Source organism: Saccharopolyspora sp. 6V (genome assembly GCF_020176785.1).
Taxonomy (GTDB): Bacteria; Actinomycetota; Actinomycetes; order Mycobacteriales; family Pseudonocardiaceae; genus Saccharopolyspora_C; species Saccharopolyspora_C gregorii.
The window spans coordinates 26491-45362 of sequence record NZ_JAIUKB010000115.1 but is presented as its reverse complement, the minus strand read 5'-3'; the positions used below and the strand labels follow the sequence as shown (position 1 = coordinate 45362).

The following is an 18872-nucleotide window of genomic DNA, read 5'->3' as shown; positions in this document are numbered from 1 at the left end:
GCCCCGGCCCCCGCCGCAGCCGTCGTCGCGCCCGCCGCCGCGGCGGAACCCGAGCCCGCGCTGCCCGTCAGCGACCTCGCGGGCGCGCAGGAGACCGCCGCCCGGCTCTCCGAATGGCTCCGGCTGCACTTCGAGGAACCGGAGCTGCTGCGCAGGCTCGGCGGCGGCGACCGGCTCGGCGTGCTGCTCAGCGGACCGCCCGGGGCGGGCAAGGCCACCCTGGCGCGGTCGGTGGCGGCCGCGGTCGGCGCCGAACTCGTCGAGGTCACCGCGCCCAGCGTCGCCGCCCTCGAATCCCGTTCCGCCGCCCAGCGCCTGCAGAGCTCGCTGGACCGCGCCACCGGCATCGCCGCGGGTGGCCGCGACTGCGTGCTGCTGCTCACCGACGCCGACGGCCTGCTGCCCGCCGCCGAACCGCCGCCGCTGGCGACGGTCGCGCTCGACGCGCTGGACGCCGCGATGCGCACCGGGCGGCTCGCCGTCGTGGTGACCAGCGCCCAGCCGCAGTCCCTGGACCCGCGGCTGCGCGAAACCGGCCGGGTGGACCGGGAACTGACCATCGGGCTGCCGGACGCGGCGACCCGGGTGCAGCTGCTGCGAGTGCTGCTGCGCGGCACGCCGCTGGCCGCCGACGTGGAGCTCGGCGAGCTCGCCGCGCGGACCCCCGGTTTCGTCGTCGCCGACCTGCTGGCGCTGTGCCGCGAATCAGCGGTGCGAGCGGCGCTGCGCCACCGCGGTGGCGCGGACGGCGAACCGGCCCTCGCGCAGCAGGACCTCGTCGCCGCCCTGTCCTCCGTCCGGCCGCTGTCGATGTCCACATCGGACGATCTGCGCACCGGCGGGCTCACCCTGGACGACGTGGGCGACATGGTCGAGGTGAAGCAGTCGCTGACCGAGGCGGTGCTGTGGCCGCTGCGCTACCCGGACTCGTTCACCCGGCTCGGCGTGGAACCGCCGCGCGGCGTGCTGCTGTACGGGCCGCCGGGCTGCGGCAAGACCTTCCTGGTGCGGGCGCTCGCCGGCAGCGGGCGGCTCAACGTGCTGTCGGTCAAGGGCGCCGAGCTGATGGACAAGTTCGTCGGCGAATCCGAGCGGGCCGTGCGGGAACTGTTCCTGCGGGCCAAGAACGCGGCACCCGCCCTGGTCTTCCTCGACGAGGTGGACGCGCTGGCACCGCGCCGCGGCCAGTCCGGCGACTCCGGGGTGGGCGATCGGGTGGTGGCGGCGCTGCTCACCGAACTCGACGGGGTCGAGCCGATGCGGGAGGTCGTGGTGCTCGGCGCCACCAACCGCCCGGAGCTGATCGACCCGGCGCTGCTGCGGCCCGGCAGGCTGGAGCGGCTGGTGCACGTGCCGCCGCCGGACGGGGCGGCGCGGGCGGAGATCCTGCGCGCCGCGGCGCGGAACACGCCGCTGGCGTCCGATGTGGACCTGGCGGCGGTGGCGGCGGAGCTGGACGGCTACTCGGCGGCGGACTGCGCGGCGCTGGTGCGGGAATCGGCGCTGAGCGCGATGCGCGAATCGCTCAGCGCCACCGAGGTGACGGCCGCGCACCTGGCGGCCGCCCGCCGCGCGGTGCGCCCCTCGCTGGACCCGGCTCAGCTGGCGTCCCTGGCGGCCTACGCCGAGCGCCGCGGCTGACGCGGCACGGCCCGCCGGGGAGGGCGGGCCGTGCTCCGCGCGCTACTTGCCCTTCGGCATGCCCTGGTAGTCGTTCGTGATGATCGCTATGACGCCGGGGCTCGCGGGGGCGAGGCCGTCGAAGCGCGGTTCGGCGCGGGCCTGGAACGCGGCGGCGATCTCCTTCGCCTGCGCCTCCTCCGGCGTGCCCGGCCGGTAGTACACCGTGGTGGTGGGGATGACGCCCTGCGAGTAGTTGCCGACCTCCGGCACCTCGTAGCCGGCGCCGCGGAACTCGTCCGCGGCCCGGTGCGCCAAGCCCTTGATGGTGCTGTTGTTGTAGACCCGCACCACGATCCGCTGCCGCGCGTGGTCCGACCCGGTCGAGTCCGACCCCGGCGAGTCCGGGCGCGGCTGGTTCGCGGGCGGCACCTGCGGTTCCGGGTCGGGCGTCTGCGGCGGCTCCTCCGCGGCGGGCGGCGGTTCGGCGGCCGACGAGGTGGGCGGCTGCGCGGCACTCGTCGGGGCGGGCGGCAGCGGTGGCAGCGGCGCCGAGGTCTGCTGCTGGTCCACCGGCGGCGCGGCCGCGTCGTCGTCGGACCCGCCGGAGACCAGCGTCGTCAGGCCGATCACGGCCGATAGCGCGCCCGCGCCGATGAGGGCGATACCGCCGATCTTCGCGGCGGACGGGCTGGTCGGGGGTTCCCCGGAAGTCATCAGTGCCACTCGATTCCCAGTCGGCGGGCCTGCCGGGCGCGCTGCCGACTCGCCCGCACCTTGCGCAAACGTTTGATCAGCATCGGATCGGCCCGGACGGCCGCCGGATCGTCCAGCAGATCGTTCAGCACCTGGTGGTACCGGGTGCCGGACATGTCGAACAGCTCGCGGATGGCCCGTTCCTTGCCGCCGGCGCCCTTCCACCACTGCCGCTCGAACGCGAGGATGCTCAGCTCGCGGTCGCCGAGCTCCTGCCCCGCCGCGGGCTCCGGAGCGTCCGAAGTGGACTCATCGGGGGGGATGCGCGGCAGCGGCTCGGTGGGCGGGTCGACCGTCCGCAGGTGCCTGCCGGACGCGGGTTCGCCCACCGCCGCGCGACCCTCGGTACGCGCCAGTTCCTCGCACTGCCGGGCTATCTCGTGCACGGTCAGCATCTGGGCGGCGTCCATCTGGCTCCTCGCGTCGCGATCCGGGGATCCCCGCGTTCGCCGAATCACACGGGTGTGATTCCGGGCCCATTACATCACGCGCGCCCGCCCGCCGTGCGCGGCCAACACGCCCTCCGCGGAGATCCGCGGGCACCTCGGCGAAGATCACTCCGACGGGCGGCGCCCAGCCGAGCGCAGCCACTCCCGAGGCGGTCCGGAGACGGCAACCGATACCCTCCGCCGCATGGCTGTTCACCCGATCCGCATCGTGGGCGACCCGGTGCTGCACCACCCCACGCGCCCCGTCGAGCGGTTCGACGACGCGCTGCGCACCCTCGTCGAGGACATGTTCGAGACGAACACCGCCGCGAACGGCGCCGGGCTGGCGGCCACCCAGATCGGCGTGGACCTGCGGGTCTTCGTCTACGACTGCCCCGACGACGAGGGGGTCCGGCACCGCGGCGTCGTGGTCAACCCGGTGCTGGAGACCAGCGAGATCCCGCAGACCATGCCCGACCCCGAGGACGACTGGGAGGGCTGCCTGTCCGTCCCCGGCGAAGCGTTCCCCACCGGCCGGGCGAGCTGGGCGAAGGTCACCGGCTTCGACGTGGACGGCGCGCCGGTCGAGGTGGAGGGCACCGGGTTCTTCGCCCGCTGCCTGCAGCACGAGACCGACCACCTGGACGGGCACCTCTACCTGACCCGGCTCGTCGGGCGGAACGCGCGGGCCGCGAAGAAGGCCGTCAAGCGCAACGGCTGGGGAGTCCCCGGCCTCTCCTGGGACCCGGCGGTCGAAGGCGATCCGTTCGCTGAGGAGGATTGAGCTCCTCCCGTTCCGCAGGGGGTGGGTGGCGGGTGGTCCTGTTGATCGGGTGGTCGTCAGCTCAGCGGCTTCGCCGCTGACAGGAAAGAGTCGCGAACCCGTCGCGCGAGGTCGGGTCGGGTGGGGCCGGTCAGCGGGGGAAGGCCTCGGTTTCCAGGGTGACGGTGAACGGGGCGGGCAGGTCGAGCGGTTTGCCGAACGGGACCGAGTGCGATTCGCGGTAGGCCTCTCGCCGTCCGGCTCGGAGAACAGGGTGATCGTGGGCCAACGCGGCGCGAAGCGGTCGATGAGCAAGTAGAACGGGATGCCGGCCTGGGCGTACGCACGGAGCTTGGTCGTCCGGTCGGTGTCGGCATTGCTCTTCGAGGTGATCTCGACCGAGAGCAGCGCGTCCTCCCCCGGGAGCACGACCGCTGGAGTCATCCGCTCGCGGAGCACGACGAGGAGATCGGGCACCACGATCCGCGAGCTCGACGGCATGGCGATGCCCTGGGTCTGCAGGACCTCCCAATCGTCGGGCAACGCCCGCACCAACGCCTTGTTCACGCGGCTGCCGATGAGGTCGTGGTTCTGGTCCGGCGGCGGGGACATCACGATCCTCTCTTCGATGATCTCCGTGCGCCAACCTTCGGGAAGATCGAGGCCGTTCCAGACCTCGACGAACGTCTCCCAGGACGATTCCTGGAGCACCGGGGCAGCACTCGCAGCGCGGTCACCTCCTGTGCCGGTGTTGTCACGCACCGCATCCTCCCGGTCTGACAAGGTTTCGTTTTCCCTGCTAGACAGCCTAGTGTCGATCAGCTTCGCCGTCACCGGCACGAACCGGGACTTGGCAGGGCGGCATCACGGGGCTAGCCTCGGCGCCGACAACTGATCGCGGGAGCTCGCACCGGAAGCGGGCTGAGAGGGCGGCTGGATCATCCGATCCGGGGCCGCCGACCGCCCGAACCTGACCGGATAATGCCGGCGTAGGGAGTGAACGGCCGTGGCCGACGTGCGTCCTGAACCGTCCTCTGTGGACTCCGATTCCCCTGGTGTGACCACCGGACCGATCAGCGGGTCCCGCAAGGTGCACCGCGAGGTCGGCGACCTGCGGGTGCCCGCCCGCCGCATCGAGCTCAGCAACGGCGAGCACCTCGACGTCTACGACACCTCCGGGCCCTACACCGACGACGCCGCCACCATCGACGTGCACGCGGGCCTGCCCCGCACCCGCGACGGCTGGCACCGCGAGCACCCCACCCAGCTGGCCGCCGCCAAGGCCGGGGTGATCACCCGCGAGATGGAGTTCGTCGCCGCCCGCGAGGACCTGCCCGCCGAGTTCGTCCGCGACGAGATCGCCCGCGGCCGCGCGGTGCTGCCCGCCAGCCACCGCCACCCCGAGAGCGAACCGATGATCATCGGGAAGAAGTTCCTGGTGAAGGTGAACGCGAACATCGGGAACTCCGCGGTGACCTCCTCGGTGCCCGAAGAGGTCGAGAAGATGGTGTGGGCCACTCGCTGGGGCGCCGACACGATCATGGACCTGTCCACCGGCAAGCGGATCCACGAGACCCGCGAGCGCATCCTGCGCAACTCGCCGGTGCCGGTCGGCACGGTGCCGATCTACCAGGCGCTGGAGAAGGTGAACGGCGACCCGGCGAAGCTCACCTGGGAGATCTACCGGGACACCGTGGTCGAGCAGTGCGAGCAGGGCGTGGACTACATGACCGTGCACGCCGGGGTGCTGCTGCGGTACGTGCCGCTGACCGCGCAGCGCGTCACCGGGATCGTCTCCCGCGGCGGTTCGATCATGGCCGCCTGGTGCCTGGCGCACCACCGGGAGAGCTTCCTGTACGAGCACTTCTCCGAGCTGTGCGAGATCCTCCGCGAGTACGACGTCACCTTCTCGCTCGGCGACGGGCTGCGGCCCGGCTCCATCGCCGACGCCAACGACCGCGCCCAGTTCGCCGAGCTGGAGACCCTCGGCGAGCTCACCGGGATCGCCCGGGCGCACGACGTGCAGGTGATGATCGAAGGCCCCGGGCACGTGCCGATGCACAAGATCGCGGAGAACGTGCGGCTCGAAGAGGAGCTGTGCGACGAGGCGCCGTTCTACACCCTCGGCCCGCTCACCACGGACATCGCGCCCGCCTACGACCACATCACCTCCGGCATCGGCGCGGCGATGATCGCGCAGGCCGGGACCGCGATGCTCTGCTACGTCACGCCCAAGGAGCACCTCGGGCTGCCGGACCGGGACGACGTGAAGACCGGCGTGATCACCTACAAGATCGCCGCGCACGCCGGTGACCTCGCCAAGGGGCACCCGCGGGCGCAGGAGTGGGACGACGCGCTGTCCCGGGCCCGCTTCGAGTTCCGCTGGACCGACCAGTTCAACCTGGCGCTCGACCCGGACACCGCGAAGGCGTACCACGACCAGACGCTGCCCGCAGAACCCGCGAAGACCGCGCACTTCTGCTCGATGTGCGGGCCGAAGTTCTGCTCCATGAAGATCACCCAGGACGTCCGCGACTACGCCAAGGAGCACGGCCTCACCAGCGTCGAGGCGATCGAGGAAGGCATGCGGGAGAAGTCCGAGGAGTTCACCGGTTCCGGCGGCGAGGTCTACCTCCCCATCGTGAGCTGATCGGGATGACGGACGCGGTGGGCGGCGCTCCGGTGTTTCGCATCGGCAGGTTCCGCACGGGCCGGATCGACGGCGGGACGGGGTCGTAGCATGGGCCGGATGCACGAGACACCCGGCCACCTGCGACGACCCGCGCACGACACGGCCCCGCCGACGGCGCTGACCATCGCCGGGTCGGACTCGGGCGGCAGCGCGGGGATGCACGCCGACCTGCGGGCGTTCTTCTCCTGCGGGGTGCACGGCATGACGGCCGTGACCGCGGTGACCGTGCAGAACACCGTCGGCGTCACCGGGCTGGTGGAGATCCCGCCGGAGACGGTCGCCGCGCAGATCGGCGCCGTCGCCACCGACATCGGGGTGGACGCGGCGAAGACCGGGGTGCTGTCCTCGGCCGCGACCATCGAAGCGGTGCTCGCCGCCTGCGACGAGCACGGCATCGGCCGCGGCCGGCGCACCCCGTTCGTCGTGGACCCGGTCGCCGCTTCCCGCAGCGGAGAACCGCTGCTGCGCCCGGACGCGCTGGACGCGCTGCGCGACGAGGCCTTCCCGCGGGCGACGCTGGTGACGCCGAACCTGGACGAGGTGCGGCTGCTCACCGGCATCGACGCGCGCAGCCGGGACGACCTGCTGGACGCGGCGAAGGCCGTGCACGACTTCGGACCGGACTGGGTGCTGATCAAGAGCGGGCACCTGCTGGACGACCCGGAGTGCGTGGACCTGCTGTTCGACGGCACCGACGCGATCCAGCTGCCCGGGCCGCGCTACTCGACGGTGCACACGCACGGGGCGGGCGACGTGTTCGCCTCCGCGATCACCGCGGCGCTGGCGAAGGGCGCGTCGATGCCGGACGCGGTCGCCGCGGGCAAGCGGTTCGTGACGCGCAGCGTGGAGCACGCCTACCCCCTCGGCGCCGGCGTCGGGCCGGTGTCGACGTTCTGGCGGGTGAGCCCGCGCTCGTTGTGAGCGGGGCGTCCCCGGCCGCCGGAGCGCGCTGGGTACCGTCGCCGTCGGAGCAGCCGCCCGCGGCACCCGCGGCCGCGAACGGCCCAGCGGACACGCCACGAACGGGCTTGAGATACCGAATCGGGTGATTTTCGCCCGCGCGGGTAACTCACAAGGCGGGTCACGTCGACATAGAGCGTGAGGCTCGCAGCCCCCGCCGCGCTCCCGAGCGACGGCGCCGCGTGCGCTGCGCCCGTCCCGCACAGGCAACGAGAACGTCAGGAGCGAAGCGCCGCCGTGGCAGCACCCGGGTGGACGACCATGAAGGACCGGCTCCTCGCCGGGCTCAACACCGAGGCCGGCGCCCCCGACCTCCGACGACGCCAGTACGCGATGGCGGTGCTGGTCACCGCGGTGGTCGCCACCGCCGTCGGCTGGCTGCTGGACCTGCGCACCCCCGCGCTCATCGGCGGGCTCACCGCGGTGTTCGCGCTGGTCGCCGCGGGCGGGCAATCGCTGCGCTCCGACCTGCACCGGTTCTCCTGGTTCGGACCGGCGCTGGTGCTGGTCGTGGCGGTGGGGCCGCTGCTCCGCGAGATTCCGGTGCTGGCCGGGCTGCTGGTGGCGGCCGTCGTGTTCGGCTCCGGCATGCTGCCCGCCCTCGGCGAGCAGTACCGGGTCAGCGGCCAGACCTTCGCCGCGGCCACCCTCGTGTCCACCACCACCGGCATCGGATCCGGCGAACCCGCCTGGATGCTGTTCCTGTCCACCGGGGCGGGTGCGGTGTTCGCCCTGGTGCTGCGGGTGCTCATCGGCATCGGCGATCCGACCCGCGCCACCCGGCACGCCGTGGCCCGGACCCTGCTCGAACCCGGGCCGGGCGTGCTGGAGATCGCCGCGAGCGCCTGGCGCGCCGACGGGTCGAGCACCTGGCTCGGGCAGGTCCTCGCCGGGGCGGCCCGGTTCCGCGCCGCCCGTGAAACGCTGCTCGCCCAAGCCCAGCGGGCCGACCGGATCGAAGCGGAACGGCTGCACCGCATCGTCGTCGAAGCGGACCTGGTCGCCGCCGAACTCGCCCGCGCGGTGCGCTCCCGCGCCTGCACCGGGCTGCCCGCGATGGCCCGCGTCGACCCGGCGCAGGCCGTCGTCGCCGCGGGCGGCAGGCAGGACCTGCCCGAAGCGGTGCGCGGCATGAACGAAGGGCTCGACCGGATCCGCGGCGCCGTCGTGCAGCGCACCGAGGTCGCGGCCAGCCCGCCCGCGCCCGGTGGCCGCCGCCAGCGCGCCATCGGCGGCGTCAAGGCGCACCTGTCGCTGCGGTCCTCGCTGTTCCGGCACGCGCTGCGCTGCACGCTGGCCGTCGCCGTCGGCATGGTGATCGTGCTGCTGCTGGACGACCCGTCCGCGTCCACGCTGCTGCTGGCGCTGTACGTGGTGCTGGCGCCCGCGGCGCGGGACAGCATGAACGGCGCGCTGGAGCGCACCGGCGGCGCGGTGCTCGGCGTGGTGGTGCTGGCCGCGCTGATCACCCTGCTGCCCGGGGTGTACCTGCTGGTGCCGGTGATCGTCGTCGGCATGCTGCTCGGGGTGGAGCGGCTGCGCACCGACTACCAGGTGCTGCTGAGCTCGCTGATCGCGGTGACCGTGATCGACCAGGCGATGCGGCTGGACCGGCCGCTCGCGAACATCGCGATCAGCTTCGCGTCCAACACGGCCGTCGGCGCGGCCATCGCGCTCGGCGTCGGCTACATCAGCTTCATCGTGCTGCCCAGCAGCATGGTGCCGGACGTGCGCGGGGCCATCCGCTCCACCGTGTGGTCGGTGTCCGAGCTGCTGCGCAGCGTGCGGGCCGCCGGGCAGGGCCACGAGGTGCGCGCCGCCATGCAATCCGCGCACGTGCTGGCGCTGCGGCGCACCCAGGACCTGCTGGGCATGCCCGCGCTGCTGGACGAACCGGACTCGGACGAGGACCCGCAGACCACGCGGGCCGCGGCGATCGCGCTGGACGCGCTGCGCCAGGACGTGGCGACGCTGGCGTTCCGGCCCGAGGGCGAACTCGCCGTGGCGGTGCCCGCGCTCAAGGCGGTGGACCAGCTGCTCAGCGGGCGGAGCAACCCGAAGATCCCGGACATCCAGTCCGCCGGGGCGCCCGCGACGGAACTGCTGGCCAGCTCGCTGGTGGAGAACGCGCTGCACGCGCGCTCGGCGATCGACCAGACCCTCGGCAACGAGCCGTGGAAGAGCTACACGATCAACTTCGTGCGGACCGAACGGCTCCGCATCCGCTGATCACCGGGTGACCGGCCCGCCCGCTCTGGCGGGCCGGTCACCCGGCGGCCGGTTCAGCCCGGCAGGCCGGTTCAGCCCGGCAGGCCGGGGCTGGAGGCCTTCGCCCAGAAGCGCTGCGGGATGCGTCCCGCGCCGACCGCGAGGCGGCCCGCTTCGACGGCGGCGCGCATCGCGGCGGCCATCCGCTCCGGGTCCTGGGCCCGGGTGACGGCGCTGGCCAGCAGCACCGCGTCGCAGCCCAGCTCCATCGCCAGCGCCGCGTCGGAGGCGGTGCCGATGCCCGCGTCGAGCACGACCGGCACCGACGCCCGGGACACGATCATCTCGATGTTGTGCGGGTTCCGGATGCCCAGCCCGGTGCCGATCGGCGAGCCCAGCGGCATCACCGCCGCGCAGCCCACGTCCTCCAGCCGCGTCGCCAGCACCGGGTCGTCGTTGGTGTAGGCCAGCACCACGAAGCCCTGGTCGACGAGCTGCTCGGCCGCGTCCAGCAGCTCCACCGGGTCCGGCAGCAGCGTGTCCTCGTCGGCCACCACCTCCAGCTTCACCCAGTTCGTCCCCAGCGCTTCCCTGGCGAGCTGCGCGGTGAGCACCGCCTCCGCCGCCGTGCGGCAGCCCGCGGTGTTCGGCAGCGCCTCGATGCCGAGCCGGTGCAGCAGGTCCAGCACGCCGGTGCGGCCCCCGGCGTCGGCGCGGCGCATCGCCACCGTGGTCAGCTCGGTGCCGGAGGCCAGCAGCGCCCGCTCCAGCACCGACAGGTTCGCCGCTCCCCCGGTCCCCGTGATCAGCCGGGAGCCGAACTCCCGGCCCGCGATCACCAGCGCGTCGTCCACGTCAGCCCCCCTGCACCGCGGTGAGCACTTCGACGGCCGCCCCGTCGCGGAGTTCCGTCGCCTGCCAGTTCGCCCTGGGCACCACGGTCCCGTCCACGGCGACGGCCACACCGCGCTCGGGCACGCCGAACTCGGCGAGCACCGCCGCCAGCGTCGCATCCACCTGCACGGGACGTTCCGCCCCGTTGATCACCACTTGCACGGTCGACCTCCTCCGTCGCCTGCGGGAACCGGTCCGGCGACCGGTGGTTCGCGGCCCGACAGCTCCGCCAGCACCGCGTCCGCGGTGATCGGCGCGAGCAGGAACCCGTTGCGGTGGTGGCCGGTCGCGGCCAGCACCCCCGGCTCCAGTTCGCCGATCACCGGCAGGTTGTCGTGCGTGCCGGGCCGCAGCCCGGCGACGGCTTCGAGCAGCTCGTACTCGGCGATGCCCGGCAGCACTCGTTCCGCGTCGGCCAGCAGGTCGCGGACGCCGCCGGCGGTGACGGTCTCGTCGAACCCGGCGTCGTGCTGGGTGGCGCCGACGACGAGCCCGCCGTCGTCGCGCGGGACCAGGTAGACCTGCCTGCCGCGCACCGGGCCGCGCACGGTGCGCGCGGGCGGGGGCAGCGCGGTGGGGCGCGCCCGCAGCCGCAGCACCTCGCCCTTGACCGGGCGGATCCGGCCGGTGAGCGCCGGGTGCAGCTCGCCGGAGCGGGCACCGGCGGCGATCACCGCGACGTCGCAGCGCAGGGTCCGTTCGGCGAGCTCCACCTCGCCCGGCCGCACCCGCCGCGCCGCCCCGGCGCGGAACCGGACGCCCGCCGCCTCCGCCGCGGCCCGCAGCGCGGCCAGCGCCAGCCGGTTGTCCACCGCCAGATCGCCGGGCACCTCCAGGCCGCGCCGCACCGCGGGCCCCAGCGAGGGTTCGAGGCGGCGCACCTCCCGGCCGCCGAGCCGGGTGACGGTGCGCCCCAGCGAGGCGAGGTGGTCGGCGAGCATGTCCAGCTCGGCGCGGTCGGCACCGTCCACGCCGACCACCAGCGTGCCCTCCCGGCGCAGCCCGGACGGCAGCCCGGACCCGCGGGCCAGCTCGGCGGCGAACGACGGCCAGCGGCGCAGCGACTCGGACCCGAGCTCCAGCAGTTCCTCTTCCCCCGGCGCGGCCTCGGCGACCGGGGCGAGCATCCCGCCCGCGACCCACGACGCACGCCGCTCCCCCGCATCGACGACCTCGACGCGGTGGCCCGCGCGCGCGGCCGTCCACGCGACGGAGAGACCGATGACCCCGCCACCGACGACGGTGACGGACGACTGCTGCTGCATCTGCGCTCCCTGCGCCGGCATGACCCGGATCAGGTTCGACGGTCGGGGCCTGCGCCCCCTCTCAGCCCGGATCCCGGGCTCCCGTGCCAACCACCACCACCGTACTCATCCGCCCGCGCGAGGTCAGCCGCCGCCCGGCCGCGGACTACCCTGGGGGCATGCCCGGATTGGACGGTTTCGGCATCCGCACGCGGCTCGCCGACGCACGGTTGTACCTCTGCACCGACGCGCGCGCGGAGCGGGGCGATCTGGCGGAGTTCGCCGACGCCGCGCTGTCCGGCGGCGTGGACGTCGTCCAGCTGCGGGACAAGGGGCCCGGCGGGGCGCCGCTGGAGGCGCGGCAGGAGCTGGCGGCGCTGGAGGTGCTCGCGGAGGCCTGCGTTCGGCACGGCGCGCTGCTGGCGGTGAACGACCGCGCGGACGTGGCGCTGGCCGCGGAGGCCGACGTGCTGCACCTGGGGCAGGACGACCTGCCGGTGGACGTGGCGCGGCGCATCGTCGGCGACGAGGTGGTGCTGGGGCGTTCCACGCACGACGTGGTGCAGGCGGACGCGGCCTCGACCGAACCGGGCGTGGACTACTTCTGCACCGGCCCGGTGTGGACGACGCCGACGAAACCGGGCCGGGAGGCGGCGGGCATCGAGCTGGTGCGCCACGCCGCGGAGCACCGCGGGCACGGGAGGCCGTGGTTCGCGATCGGCGGCGTCGGCCACGACAACCTCGCCGAGGTGGTCGCGGCGGGCGCGGAACGGATCGTGGTGGTTCGGGCCATCACCGAGGCCGAGGACCCGCGCGCCGCCGCCGAATCCCTCAAGGCCGGACTACCCACCTGACCACCGAACCGGCCCGGCCGGGTTCGCGACTCTTTCCTGTCAGCGGCGAAGCCGCTGAGCAGCGACCACAAGAGCAACCAGACCACCCGCGGGTTCTCAGCGGTTCCCTCGCGAGGACAGCTTTTTCGCATGTGGCGGAGGCCACCTGCGAAAAAGATCCCGCAGCGAGGGGGCCGCTGAGGTTCCGCCACCCCACCCCCACGCAGCAGAAGCAGCGAAAAAGCAAGACGGGCTGCGTCTCGTGGGGCTGAGACGCAGCCCGTCCGGCTGCCATCACCCGGTGACCGGGCTCCCGATCACTCCGTGATCAGGGTCAGGCCGTAGGCGTCCAGGATCTCGTTGACCGGCTGGAAGTAGGTCGTACCACCGCTGGTGCAGTCGCCCGAACCACCGGAGGTCACGCCCTGCGCCTGGTCACCGGCCAGCCACGAGCCGCCGGAGTCGCCGGGCTCGGCGCACGCGTCGGTGCGGGTCAGCCCGGTGACGGTGCCCTCGGCGTAGTTCACCGTCTGGTTCTTGGCCTGGACGGTGCCGCAGTGCCAGCCGCTGGTGGAGCCGGACCGGCAGATCGAGGCGCCCTCGGCGGCCTCGGTCGAACCGGCGACGCCGACGGTGCCGCCCGCGTAGTCGTTCACCAGGCCGCGCGGGGTCTCACCGGAAGCGACCTCCACGTAGGAGTAGTCGTCCCCGGGGAACGAGGAGCCCGCGAAGGTGCCGGACGGCGTGCTGGTGGTGTCGCCCTCGCTGCCGCAGTGCCCGGCGCTGACGAAGCCGCCCTCCACCGAGAAGCCGACGGAGCAGCGGGCGCTGCCGCCGATCGTGTAGGCGTTGCCGCCGATCACGTCGGCGAGGATGCGCGGGGACTCCGCGGATTCGACGACGCGCACGGCCTGCGCCCCCACCCCGGTGGCGTGCACGAACTCGTTCGCGGCGGCACCCGCGCCCTCGGCGGCGGTGACCACGACCGAGTTGGCGGCCGAGTCCAGGTACCAGCCGGTGACGCCCTGCGGCGCCTGGCGGGTGTTGAGCCCGTCGACGACGCCGGCCAGCTGCGCGGTGCTGTGCTCGACCAGCTTCGGCTCGGCGCCCGCGGCGCGGATCTCGTCGACCAGGTTCGCGTCGGTGGTGCCGACGACGAGCTTGCCCAGCTCGGCGTCGTAGCGCGAACCGCCGAACGCGTCGGCGAGCACGCCGCGCAGCGTCCGGTCCGCGGTGTTGGCGATGGCCTCGCTGTGCAGCCGGGCCTGCGCCTGGTCGGCGGTGAGGCCGAAGTCGCGCTGCATGGCTTCGAGCTGGGTGGCTGCCTTCTCCAGCGGCGCGGGGGCGACGGTCGCCGAAGCGGGCATGGTGAAGGCGGCGACGGTTCCGGCCGCCAGCACGATCGTCCCGGCCATTCTGGCCGCGAGCTTGCGCGTCATAGGTGGGTCTCCTACTCCTTGAGGTGGGGCTCAAAGATCCCTACGAGGAGCCAGTATTGGTGGGGGCCACCGCCCGGCACATCCACCTTTCGACGCATCGACGCGCAAAAATTCCCGGTTATCCGGCATTCCGGCCGGATAACCGGGAATCGTCACCATTCGCTGCTCTCCGATCACGGAGAGTCGGGCTGCTCCTGCATTGCGGATTCGCCGCCCGCGGAACCCCGCTCGCCGGTGGGACCGGACTCGGGCCTCTGCTCGCCGGTGGGCTGCGGGGCTTCGGAGGCGCCGGTCTCGCGGGTCGGTTCGGTGGCCTCGCTCCGCCCGGTCTCGGTGGTCTCGGTCGGTTCGCCGGAGGTCGGCTCGCCGGAGGTCCGCTCCGCGGATTCGGAGCTGCTCTCCTGCTGCTGCGAGGAGGTCGGTTCCGCGGATCCGGTCTCCTGCGGCGCGGGGTCGCCGGTGTCCCGGTTCGCCGCGGGCGTGAAGACCTTGCTGATCGTGGTGCCGCCGTCGCCGCCGGAGAGCGGCTTGCCGAGCACCCCTTCGAACCCGGTGATCAGGAGCATGCCGAGGCCGAAGATGAGGGCGCTGGTCGCGGCGACGACGCCCCAGCGGAGGCGGCGGCCGCGCGGCGCGGTGCTCGCCGCACCGGTGTCGTCCGAAGTCGCCGAGCCGTCCGAAGCCGCCGTGCCGCCCGAAGCCGCCGTGCCGTCCGAGGTCGCCGTGCCGTCCGCAGCCGCCGAGCCGTCCGAGGTGACCGCCCAGTTCAGCATCCGGGTCCGCGCTTCCGCGGGGTCGAGCCTGCGGGTCGCGTCGGGGTCGCGGTCGACCTGCTCACCGCCGGGCCAGTGCATCCCGGGCGCCTGGATCCTGCGGGTGGCCTCGTCCGCGGGCGGGGCCGGGCGGGACGCCGGGGCGCTGGCGGTGGCGTGCTGCCGGATCGCGGTGGTCTTCTTGATCCCGGCGCGGGCGACGACGACGTTCGCCTTGTCCTTGGTGACCTCCAGCTTCTGCTTGGTGGTCTCCAGGGAACGCTGGTACAGGGCACCGCCGACGGTGATGACGACGCTGGTCAGACCGGCTCCGAACACGGTTCCCGCGACTCCGAGGTACGAGCCGAGGAACGCCGCGGTCACCGAGGCGAGCGCGCCTCCGGTGACCTGCGTGGCGGACAATTCGATCTTCTTGGATTTCTTTTCCGCGGGCTCATCGTCGTCGGTTCCGGTCGCCCCCCGTTCGACATTCTCCTTCGCCACTGTGGCTCCTACTTGATCTGGTGCGCGCTCTCTCGAACCTGTCAACGGATGATCTCGCCACAATTCTCCCGATTGTTGCGCTTTCGTGATGACTACCACTTCGGGTAACGAGGAGAACACCCGCGGATTTCGATCTCGGCGGCGTCCGAACGAAGCGAGGAGGGCGAACCGGCGTTGCGCCGGGCAGCGGAAACCGCGCGCCGCGGAGGCGCGAACCGGTGGCCCCGAAAAGGGGCGCTGCGGTCTCCGGCGGCACCGTCGGCGCGGGAGACAGCGCGGGACCCGGCTCGGTGCCGGGCCGGTCGATCACTGCGGCGGGTTGAGCCGGGCGACGAACTTGTACCGGTCACCGCGGTAGATGGAGCGGACCCATTCGACGGGTTCGCCAGCGGAGTCGAAGGAGTGGCGGGACAGCAGCAGCATCGGCAGGCCCACGTCGGCGCCGAGCGTCTCGGCCTCCTCCGGGCTGGCCAGCGCGGTCTCGATGGTCTCGTCGGCGTGCCCGAGCTCCACGCCGAAGTGCTCGCGCAGCACCCGGTACAGCGAGCCGCCCGATTCGAGCCGGCCGGTGAGGCCGCGGAACCGGGACAGCGGCAGGTGGGTGGTCTCGATGGCCATCGGTTCCCCGTCGGCCAGGCGCAGCCGCCGCAACCGCAGCGCGGCTGAGCCGGGCCGGGTCCCGAGCAGGGTGGCGAGCTCCTGGTCGGCGGGCTCCTCGACGACCTCCAGCAGCCGGGACGCGGGCTGGCGGCCCTGGGCGCGCATGTCCTCGGTGTAGCTGGAGAGCTGGAGCCGCTGCGCGACCTTCGGCTTGGCGGCGAAGGTGCCCTTGCCCTGCACCCGCAGCAGCCTGCCTTCGACGGTGAGTTCGGCGAGCGCCTGGCGCACGGTGGTGCGGGAGACGTCGAACTCGGCGGCCAGCGCGCGCTCGGTGGGGATCGGCGAGCCGGGGGGTAGCGAGCGCAGCATGTCCAGCAGGTGCTGCTTGAGCCCCCAGTACTTGGGTTCGCGCTGCGCGCGCACCGGGGTGTCCGCCCCGCCGGACACCGACGTTTCCAGCATTCGTCCTCCTACGCCGAACCTGCCGCGATGGCCGCCGCTCGATCACCCGATGTCCGGCCGCGGCCCCGGGCCGCCACCTCCCCGCACGAGGGGTGGCCGCACGCGGTGGCGGTGAGCTCGCCCACCCGCGCACCGCACCTGGCCCGTCCAGCATGCCTGAACGACGACACGCCCATCACGTTCTCCACAGTTTTCCCACATTGATGATCTTGGTCCGCACGCCGGGTGGCCGGAGCGGTGTCGCACGGGTCACGCTCGGGGGCACGGCACGTTCGATAACATTGGTCTAGACCTAATGGCCCAGCGAGAGGCACCCATGAGCGAGGCGAACCCCGGCGAGAACATGCGCGCCGAGATCGACGAGCAGCCGCGGATCTTCGCCGAGCTGCTCGAAGCCACCGACATCGCCGCCGTCGCGAGCACCATCGCGCAGCGCAAGCCGCGCTTCGCGCTGCTGGCGGCCCGCGGCTCCAGCGACCACGCGGCGCTGTACGCGAAGTACCTCATCGAAGTCCTGCTGCAACTGCCCGCCGGGCTCGCCTCGCCCTCCACCACCACCCTCTACGGCGCGCAGCCCGACCTCAGCGACGTGCTGCTGCTGACGGTCAGCCAGAGCGGCGGCTCGCCCGACCTCATCGAGGTCACCGAATCCGCCCGCCGCCGCGGCGCGACCACCGTCGCGATCACCAACACGCCGGACTCGGCGCTGAACGCGGCCGCCGAGCTCTCGGTGCACGTCCGCGCCGGGCAGGAGCTGGCGGTGGCCGCCACCAAGACCTACAGCGCCACGCTGCTCGCGCTGTACCTGCTGGTCGACGCGATCCGCGGCGGCACCGGGCAGGCCGCCGCCGGGCTGCCCGACCTGGCGCGGCGGGCGCTGGCCGAGAGCACCGCGGCGGTCGGCGAGGCGGTGCAGCGGCTGCGCTCCACCGAGCGGCTGGTCACCACCGCCCGCGGCTACTCGCTGGCCACCGCGCTGGAGGCGGCGCTCAAGCTCGCCGAGACGAGCTACCTGCCGGCCCGCGCCTACAGCGGTGCCGACCTGCTGCACGGGCCCGTCGCCGCCATCGACCCCGCCACCGCGGTGCTCGCGGTCAGCGGCGGAGGACGGGGCGGCGCCGCGATGCGCGAGGTGCTCGACGTGGTCCGCGAACGCGGCGCCGACGTGCGCACCCTCGGCTCCGGGCCCGCCGCGGAGCACCACATCCCGGTGCCCGGGTGCGCCGAGGAGCTGGCGCCGGTGCTGGAGATCCTGCCGGTGCAGCAGCTCGCCCTCGAACTGGCGCTGGCCCGCGGCGGCGACCCGGACCGGCCGCGCGGGCTGTCCAAGGTGACCCGCACCCGTTGATCGTCTGTTCGGGCGAACCCGCCGACGCCCGCTCCGCGCGGTGCCGAGACCAGCACGTTCGGTGCCGCGCGGGGAAACGCCTGCGTCGGCGGGGTCCGGCCGGAACATTAGAAGCCCGCCTCACCGAGGGGGCGGGGTGAGGCGGGCAGCGTCAGATTACGCCGAACGGGTCAGAAATGACCACCGTTCCGAGCCGGGAAAAACGCGGTTGCCCGGGATGCGTCGAAGATCCCCTTCCGAGACCACCGCCGCGCACGGAGGTCAGAGCTCGTAGACCTCGCGGGCCGTGCCGTCGAAGATCGCGGCCCGCTCGTGCTTCGACAGGCCGTCCAGCAACCGCGACGTCAGCTCCAGCACCTCGCGGTACGACGCCGACAGCAGGCACACCGGCCAGTCCGACCCGAACATCAACCGGCCCGGGCCGAACGCCTCCAGCACCACGTCGACCCAGGGCCGCAGCCGGTCCACGTCGGGTTCGCGGCCCCACCCGGCGGCGGTCGCCAGGCCGGACAGCTTGCACACCACGTTCGGATGCTCGGCGAGCTTGCGCACCGGTGCCGCCCAGCCTTCCGGGTCCCCGCCCACCGGCGGCCTGCCGCAGTGGTCCAGCACGAAGGTCAGCTGCGGGAACTCGCCCGCCGCCTTGAGCACCGCGGGCAGCTGCTCCGGCCGCGCCACCACCTCGAACAGCAGCCCCGCGTCCTCCACGGCGGCGAGCGCGCGCAGCACGTCCGGCCGGACCATCCAGTCCACGTCCGGCTCGGCCTCCACCCGGTGCCGCAGACCGCGCAGCCACCGGCCCGCCGGGTGCGACAGCAGCGGCCCCAGCTGCTCCCGCGCGGTGCGCGCGGTCAGGTCCACCCAGCCGACGACGGCGCCGATGCACTGCGCCGAATCGGCCAGCACCAGCATCTCGGGCGTCTCCTCCGGATCGGCCGCGGTCTGCACCAGCACGGTGGTGTCCACCGAGGTGCCGCGGACGGCCTGCGCCAGGTCCGCCGGCCGGAAATCGCGGCGCAGCGGTTCCATCTCGGGTCCGGTGATCCACGGCTGGTCCCGGACGTCGATGTCCCACAGGTGGTGGTGCGCGTCGACGGTCATCGCTCGCTCGTCCTTCCCCGGCTCCCGGCGATCAGCCCCACAGTGTGCTCGCCGCCCCGCGGGGACCTCGGGGCGGGCGGGCTTCCCGCTCCCGCCCGCTGCGGTACAACGGACGGATGCGGGAGTTGGTGCTCGGCCTCGACATCGGCGGCACGTCCAGCCGCGCCCCCGGGGGGGGCCCGGGGGGGCCGGGGGGGGGGGCCGGGGGCCCCCGGGGGGGGGCCCCCCCCCACCCCCCCCCCCCCCCCCCCCCCGCCCCGCGCCCCCC

At 73.6% G+C, this 18872-nt stretch carries 16 protein-coding genes, 1 pseudogene and 2 riboswitches; of the genes and pseudogenes, 7 read left to right on the top strand and 10 right to left on the bottom strand.

All coding sequences use genetic code 11. The features are described from left to right. Window positions 1-1641, top strand: a 1641-nt coding sequence (locus tag LCD35_RS21765; protein WP_225044747.1) for an AAA family ATPase, incomplete at its 5' end; no start/stop codon positions are given. Between the two features lie 42 nt (window positions 1642-1683). On the opposite strand, the gene LCD35_RS21760 is transcribed toward LCD35_RS21765, so the two are convergent. Together LCD35_RS21760 and LCD35_RS21755 are read right to left on the bottom strand one after the other, a co-directional pair. Continuing rightward, window positions 1684-2337 (bottom strand): LytR C-terminal domain-containing protein, encoded by a 654-nt coding sequence (locus tag LCD35_RS21760; protein ID WP_224966585.1) that lies wholly within the window; start codon window positions 2335-2337, stop codon window positions 1684-1686. Beyond that, complete coding sequence (locus LCD35_RS21755) at window positions 2337-2639, bottom strand: DUF3263 domain-containing protein (RefSeq protein WP_374108124.1); 303 nt, start codon at window positions 2637-2639, stop codon at window positions 2337-2339. The genes LCD35_RS21760 and LCD35_RS21755 overlap by 1 nt, the downstream gene beginning before the upstream one ends. Before the next feature lie 370 nt (window positions 2640-3009). Between LCD35_RS21755 and LCD35_RS21750 the strand changes: the two genes are divergently transcribed. Continuing rightward, the gene (locus tag LCD35_RS21750; protein WP_224960468.1) at window positions 3010-3588 is read left to right on the top strand and encodes a peptide deformylase; all 579 of its coding nucleotides are present in this window, start codon (window positions 3010-3012) and stop codon (window positions 3586-3588) included. Between the two features lie 279 nt (window positions 3589-3867). Here LCD35_RS21750 and LCD35_RS30810 read toward each other — a convergent pair. Then, window positions 3868-4179, bottom strand: a pseudogene (locus LCD35_RS30810) (Uma2 family endonuclease); the annotation flags it as partial. A 275-nt stretch (window positions 4180-4454) separates the two neighbouring features. Next, window positions 4455-4580: riboswitch (TPP riboswitch) on the top strand. Here LCD35_RS30810 and thiC point away from each other — a divergent pair. The 3 genes from thiC (at window position 4574) to LCD35_RS21730 (ending at window position 9448) form a co-directional block, all read left to right on the top strand. Beyond that, window positions 4574-6217 carry a phosphomethylpyrimidine synthase ThiC gene (thiC, locus tag LCD35_RS21740; protein WP_308011317.1) on the top strand — a complete coding sequence of 548 codons (1644 nt, stop codon included), beginning with the start codon at window positions 4574-4576 and terminating at the stop codon, window positions 6215-6217. Its footprint overlaps the riboswitch before it by 7 nt. 99 nt (window positions 6218-6316) lie before the next feature. Continuing rightward, window positions 6317-7180, top strand: coding sequence for a bifunctional hydroxymethylpyrimidine kinase/phosphomethylpyrimidine kinase (gene thiD / locus LCD35_RS21735; protein WP_224960466.1), 864 nt, complete (start codon window positions 6317-6319; stop codon window positions 7178-7180). A gap of 300 nt (window positions 7181-7480) precedes the next feature. Then, window positions 7481-9448: an FUSC family protein gene (locus LCD35_RS21730; protein ID WP_224960465.1), complete on the top strand. Its 1968-nt coding sequence runs from the start codon at window positions 7481-7483 to the stop codon at window positions 9446-9448. Window positions 9449-9519: 71 nt separating this feature from the next. On the opposite strand, the gene LCD35_RS21725 is transcribed toward LCD35_RS21730, so the two are convergent. The 3 genes from LCD35_RS21725 to thiO form a co-directional block, all read right to left on the bottom strand. After that, the gene (locus LCD35_RS21725; protein ID WP_224966584.1) at window positions 9520-10281 is read right to left on the bottom strand and encodes a thiazole synthase; all 762 of its coding nucleotides are present in this window, start codon (window positions 10279-10281) and stop codon (window positions 9520-9522) included. Between the two features lies 1 nt (window position 10282). Continuing rightward, on the bottom strand, window positions 10283-10483 hold the full coding sequence (gene thiS / locus LCD35_RS21720; protein WP_224966583.1) for a sulfur carrier protein ThiS: 201 nt from the start codon (window positions 10481-10483) through the stop codon (window positions 10283-10285). Continuing rightward, complete coding sequence (gene thiO / locus LCD35_RS21715; protein WP_224966582.1) at window positions 10471-11586, bottom strand: glycine oxidase ThiO; 1116 nt, start codon at window positions 11584-11586, stop codon at window positions 10471-10473. Before thiO ends, thiS begins: the two co-directional genes overlap by 13 nt. Beyond that, window positions 11576-11681: riboswitch (TPP riboswitch) on the bottom strand. (Overlaps the previous gene by 11 nt.) A gap of 63 nt (window positions 11682-11744) precedes the next feature. Between thiO and thiE the strand changes: the two genes are divergently transcribed. Beyond that, the gene (gene thiE / locus LCD35_RS21710) at window positions 11745-12419 is read left to right on the top strand and encodes a thiamine phosphate synthase (RefSeq protein WP_224960458.1); all 675 of its coding nucleotides are present in this window, start codon (window positions 11745-11747) and stop codon (window positions 12417-12419) included. Between the two features lie 296 nt (window positions 12420-12715). Here thiE and LCD35_RS21705 read toward each other — a convergent pair whose 3' ends face one another. The 3 genes from LCD35_RS21705 to LCD35_RS21695 form a co-directional block, all read right to left on the bottom strand. Next, window positions 12716-13837 carry a S1 family peptidase gene (locus tag LCD35_RS21705; RefSeq protein ID WP_224960452.1) on the bottom strand — a complete coding sequence of 374 codons (1122 nt, stop codon included), beginning with the start codon at window positions 13835-13837 and terminating at the stop codon, window positions 12716-12718. 173 nt (window positions 13838-14010) lie between these two features. Continuing rightward, the gene (locus tag LCD35_RS21700) at window positions 14011-15012 is read right to left on the bottom strand and encodes a hypothetical protein (protein WP_225044746.1); all 1002 of its coding nucleotides are present in this window, start codon (window positions 15010-15012) and stop codon (window positions 14011-14013) included. Between the two features lie 387 nt (window positions 15013-15399). Next, window positions 15400-16155, bottom strand: coding sequence for a GntR family transcriptional regulator (locus LCD35_RS21695; protein WP_224960449.1), 756 nt, complete (start codon window positions 16153-16155; stop codon window positions 15400-15402). A 316-nt stretch (window positions 16156-16471) separates the two neighbouring features. Here LCD35_RS21695 and LCD35_RS21690 point away from each other — a divergent pair, with 316 nt between their 5' ends. Beyond that, entirely contained in the window at window positions 16472-17503 is a 1032-nt protein-coding gene (locus tag LCD35_RS21690; protein ID WP_224960447.1) for an SIS domain-containing protein, read from the top strand. Window positions 17504-17764: 261 nt separating this feature from the next. Here the strand turns inward: LCD35_RS21690 and LCD35_RS21685 are convergent, their stop codons facing one another. Further along, on the bottom strand, window positions 17765-18604 hold the full coding sequence (locus tag LCD35_RS21685) for an amidohydrolase (RefSeq protein ID WP_224968560.1): 840 nt from the start codon (window positions 18602-18604) through the stop codon (window positions 17765-17767). Window positions 18605-18872 lie beyond the last annotated feature (268 nt).